The 4,047-nt window shown below is 61.8% G+C and carries 4 protein-coding genes; 2 read left to right on the top strand and 2 right to left on the bottom strand.

Features of this window, described 5'->3' with window-relative positions; all coding sequences use genetic code 11:
• Positions 1–13: 13 nt before the first annotated feature.
• Together ACEW8G_RS11590 and ACEW8G_RS11585 are read right to left on the bottom strand one after the other, a co-directional pair.
• Entirely contained in the window at positions 14–985 is a 972-nt protein-coding gene (locus tag ACEW8G_RS11590; RefSeq protein WP_373488573.1) for a diacylglycerol kinase family protein, read from the bottom strand.
• 4 nt (positions 986–989) lie between these two features.
• The gene (locus tag ACEW8G_RS11585) at positions 990–1,535 is read right to left on the bottom strand and encodes a DUF2141 domain-containing protein (protein WP_373488572.1); all 546 of its coding nucleotides are present in this window, start codon (positions 1,533–1,535) and stop codon (positions 990–992) included.
• 134 nt (positions 1,536–1,669) lie between these two features.
• Between ACEW8G_RS11585 and lptF the strand changes: the two genes are divergently transcribed.
• Complete coding sequence (gene lptF, locus ACEW8G_RS11580; protein ID WP_373488574.1) at positions 1,670–2,875, top strand: LPS export ABC transporter permease LptF; 1,206 nt, start codon at positions 1,670–1,672, stop codon at positions 2,873–2,875.
• Positions 2,876–2,883: 8 nt separating this feature from the next.
• Complete coding sequence (gene lptG / locus ACEW8G_RS11575) at positions 2,884–3,981, top strand: LPS export ABC transporter permease LptG (protein WP_373488571.1); 1,098 nt, start codon at positions 2,884–2,886, stop codon at positions 3,979–3,981.
• The last annotated feature ends 66 nt before the right edge of the window (positions 3,982–4,047 follow it).

Raw genomic sequence — 4,047 nt, 5'->3', positions numbered from 1 at the left:
GGGGGGCAACAGGTTATGCCGCCAGCCGCAGGAACGGCACCGGCGCGGTCGAGCGCAGGATGATCGGCTTGCCCGCGCTTGCCTCAAACAGCTCGCCGTCAAGGATCACCCGGCCCTGGTCGCTGTCGATCCGGATCATGTCTTCGCGCGCCAGATGCACGCCGCGTCCGCGCCGGGTGCCGAACCGGCCCATCAGCGTATCGAGCAGCATCGTCGTCACCCCGGCGCGATTGTGCTCCACCGCAATGAATTTGAGATGGCCCGTTGGTGATGCGTTGACCTCCGACCGACTGCCCAGCAGCAGCTTTTCAAGCGTCGTCACCATCACCACCGCAAAGCTGCCGTTGAGCTCTCCGGTGCGGAACCACGAAATCCTCAGCGCATTGCGCGTGATCGGCAGAAACTTGGCGCTGAGCCCGAACAGTACCGCCGCCAGCCCGGCAAGCGCCGCAAGCAGATGGCTGACCGAATTGGGCAGGCCCAGCGGGTAAATCTTGTTGCGGCAATACAGGATGATCTCGGCTAGCCCTGCACCGCCAAGGAACATGCCCAGCACTGCGCGGCCATCTTCGCCGTCGGACAGCGCGATCAGTTGGCGCACCACGATATGGCTTTCAAGGTCATCGCGCGCGATCTGCACGATCTTGTCGAGCGCGGCGAGCGGCTTGCCATAAGCACCCAGATCCTGCGCGATCAGGTTGGTCTTGCCATTGGGCAGCACCGCGACCGGCGGCGGATTGTCGCCAAAATGGCCGCCATGATACAGCTCGGTCAGCGTCGCCTGCACCGTGCCATCGCCGCCGTTGATCACCAGCACCTTGGGCTTGATCAGCGCGATGGTGCGCAGCGCGGCGGCGATCTGGTCGACCTCTTCAACCTCATAATGGAAGATGTCCGGGTTGCGCGCACAATAATCGCGCACCGCGGGCAGCATTGCGCGGTTGCCCGTCGACCGAGGATTTGAGATCAGGGCAACAAGCGTCATTCAATCATCCAATCGGCCTGATCACCGTGCCCTGGCGATAGTTGAGCACGACGGAAATACGGGTGACGCCATTGCCAACCCGAATGGCGGTCTTGCTGGCCGGGGGCTTGAGGCTAAGCAGCGAGAGCGTGGGGTTGTTCGAAAAACCGCCGCCATCGTTCCAGCCCGATTTGCCGCTGCCATCGATATCGTGCCGCACCGCAATGCCATAAGACCCCGCGTCAGCCAGCGGCACGCAGAATTCCATCTTGCCGCCGCGCGGTGAAACGGCGGAGTCGATGCGGTTGATCCATGCGCCCTTCTCAAGCCAGTGCTGCTTGGTCGCGGGGTAAGCCTGCACGCGCACCCGGCCGGTCGCTGCCTTGAAGCCGCTGACCGAGACATGCACGGCGGGACCGGATGCGCCGGCGGCGCATTTGGACATATCGTTGCTGATGGTCTGGCGCTGGGCATAAGCAGCAGGAATGCTCGCCGCAAGCACAAGCCCGCCTGCTGCCAAAGCAGCAAGTGAGGCCAGACCGGTCGGCGAGGTAAGCGAAATTTTGAACATGACGTAATCAATCCCAGAAGCTATAGCCCGCAACGCCCCAAATGGCGCGAACCGGTGGTTTTGCCCCTCTACGTGTCTGCTTATGGGAAGTGTTTGCGGCCAAATCATGGTGACAGGGCGACAATAAGTTGAAATTGCTAACAGCTACAGACGCTTATATTGCCCGCCTTGTGTTCTTCCCGCTGGTCGGCACTCTGGTCATCTCCGCCATGCTGCTGGTGCTGGACAAGATGCTGCGGCTGTTTGATTTTGTCGCGGCAGAAGGCGGTCCGGTCAGCGTGGTGTGGCGGATGCTCGCCAATCTGATCCCCGAATATCTCTCGCTCGGCATTCCCATCGGGCTGCTGCTCGGCATCCTGCTCGCCTTTCGCAAGCTCGCCCTGTCATCCGAGCTTGATGTGCTGCGCGCGGTGGGCCTGGGCTATGGCCGCCTGTTGCGCGTGCCTTATATGTTTGCCATCGGGCTGATGCTCGTTAACCTGGCGTTGGTCGGCTATGTCCAGCCCAAGGCGCGCTATGCCTATGAAGAGCTTGGCTTCGAACTGCGCTCAGGCGCGCTGGGGGCATCGATCAAGGTCGGCGAATTTACCCAGCTGGGTGGCCGCATGACGATGCGCATCGAAGAAAGCCGCAGCGGCGGGCGCGAGCTTGACGGCATTTTCGTGCGCGCGCGCACCGAGGGCGGCACATCGCTGTCGGTCACCGCAGAGCAGGGCCGGTTCATGGCCACCGATGATCCCGACACGATCATCCTGCGGCTGACGCGCGGCACGCTCGTGCATGATTCGCCGACGTTCGAAACACCCCGTATCTTGAGCTTTTCGAACCACGACTTGCCCATCGATCTGCCCAAGATTGAGGCGTTTCGCGGGCGCGGCGGCAAGGACCGCGAATATACCATCCCTGAACTGGTGCGGATCGGAGGCAACGCCGCCATTCCGGTCGAACTGCGCAACCAGAGCCGCGCCAATTTTCACTTTCGCATGGTCGAGGTGGTGATGATGCTGCTGATCCCGCTGCTCGCGCTGGCCCTCGCAATTCCGCCCAAGCGCTCGACATCGGCACTTGGCGTGTTCCTGTCGATCATCATGATTGTCACCTATCACAAGATCAATGAATATGGCGAAGGCATTGGCGGGCTTGGTATTATTGATCCCTTCATCGCCTTATGGGTGCCGTTTGCACTGTTTGCGATGCTGATTGCCTGGATGTATTATCAGGTGGCGCATGTGCCCGGCGGGCAACCCATTAGCGCGCTCGAAACCGCCTTTTCCAAGGCCGGGGCAGGGCTCAAGGGGCTGCTCAGCCTTGGCCGCAAACGCGCGTTTCAGGATCAGTAACCCGGCCCATGCAACTAGAGTTTTTCCCTTCGCGCACCGTGTCCATCTATATGGCGCGTATGTTCGTCACCCGCATTCTCGCGGTAGCGGCCTTGCTGTTTGTCGTGCTGATGTCGCTCGATCTGCTGGGGCAGAGCGACAAGATTTTCGCCTACAAGGGCAATGGCCAGGCCGAGCTGCTGATCTATATCTCGCTGCGTGCGCCGCAGATCATCGATCTCGTGCTGCCTTTTTCGGTGCTGCTGGCGACCATCGTGACCTTGGCGACGCTCAACCAGAACAGCGAGGTCGTGGCGATGAAGGCAGCGGGCCTGTCTGCGCATCAGGTGCTGGCGCCGCTGCTGATTGCGGCGCTGGGCGTCTCGATCATTACCTTCGCGTTCAGCGACCGCATCCTGAGCCGGGCCACCGCGACGCTAACCGCTTGGCAGGCCGCCGATTTTGGCCCGATCCCGCGCGATTCGAACGTCAAGGCCAATATCTGGGTGCGCAACGGCAATGACATCGTCCATGCCGAGAATGTCGCGGGCAGCGGCGCTGCGACCCGGCTCACCGGCCTCACCGTATATCGCCGCGACAATGACGGCGGGCTGAGCCAGATCATCGAGGCCAGCGCTGGCCGCTATACCAGCAGCGGCTGGATGCTGAGCGATGCCAGCGCGTTCGATGTCGCATCGGGCAAGCGCGAGGATCTGGGTGCGATCAATTTTGGCGGCGACATCAAGCCCGACCAGTTTACCTTGAGCAAGGTCGATCCCAATGGCCTGTCGTTCATGGCGCTTTATGCTGCGATCAATGAGCTCAAGGCCGCCGGGCGTCCGACCGCATCGCTTGAGGCCAATCTGTGGCACAAGCTTTCGGGTCCGCTCTCGGCCTTGCTGATGCCGTTGCTGGGTGCGGTCGCGGGCTTTGGCCTTGCGCGCTCCGGCCAGTTGTTTCTGCGCGCCGTCATGGGCATGGGGCTGGGCTTTACCTATTTCGTTGCAGATAATTTCGCACTGGCGATGGGCAATCTGGGGGCCTATCCGCCATTTCTCGCGGCCTGGGCGCCGTTCATGCTGTTTCTGATGCTTGGCGAAACAGTGCTGATCCGCACCGAGGAATAGGCGTGGCGGGCCGACCGGCCGGGCCTGATCTCCCGCCGACCAACGCTGCGGTCAGCCGCGCCGATG

The sequence above is a fragment of the Blastomonas sp. genome, assembly GCF_041747255.1.
GTDB lineage: Bacteria > Pseudomonadota > Alphaproteobacteria > Sphingomonadales > Sphingomonadaceae > Blastomonas.
Note: the sequence above shows the minus strand (reverse complement) of the source record. Positions and strands in the feature narration are given on the sequence as shown.

What these genes read in the sequence shown, in the direction of transcription:
- ACEW8G_RS11590 (WP_373488573.1), bottom strand. Translation starts at nt 985, where the DNA reads ATGACGCTTGTTGCCCTGATCTCAAATCCTCGGTCGACGGGCAACCGC.
- ACEW8G_RS11585 (WP_373488572.1), bottom strand. Translation starts at nt 1,535, where the DNA reads ATGTTCAAAATTTCGCTTACCTCGCCGACCGGTCTGGCCTCACTTGCT.
- lptG (WP_373488571.1), top strand. Translation starts at nt 2,884, where the DNA reads ATGCAACTAGAGTTTTTCCCTTCGCGCACCGTGTCCATCTATATGGCG.